Origin of the sequence: Desertibacillus haloalkaliphilus, from assembly GCF_019039105.1 — a bacterium.
Lineage (GTDB): Bacteria > Bacillota > Bacilli > Bacillales > KJ1-10-99 > Desertibacillus > Desertibacillus haloalkaliphilus.
Map to the genome: position 1 here is coordinate 1 of NZ_JAHPIV010000520.1, position 343 is coordinate 343.

The window sequence follows — 343 nt, forward strand, 5'->3', positions numbered from 1 at the left end:
GGCCAGCGCCATTCCCCTCATCCTGGTGGAGAAACCCGTGGTGGCCACCCTGGCCCAGCACGATCGCCTGCACGCCCTGCTGGCGGACCCCGAGGTCGCAGCCAGGGTGCTGGCGCTGGATCACTGGATGGCCCGCAATGCCGTCCAGCAGTTGCTGCTGAGCGGCAAACTGGATGAAGGCTGGCAGCCTCGGGAACCAGAGGGCGCCGGGGTCGGGCTGGCCACCCTCGCCGATATCAGCGCGGTGGAGGGCTTTTTGCTGGAACCCTGCGGCCTGGACGAGGCGGGGGAGCCCTATGCCCTCAACTTCGCCACCGGGGAGCCGGATCGGCGGGTCCTGCGC

Annotated in this window: 1 protein-coding gene; it reads left to right on the plus strand. The window is 70.0% G+C overall.

Going from position 1 to position 343, the window contains the following annotated elements; all coding sequences use genetic code 11:
• Positions 1 to 343: hypothetical protein (locus KH400_RS23095; protein ID WP_217228626.1), on the plus strand; the 343-nt coding region annotated here is incomplete at both ends.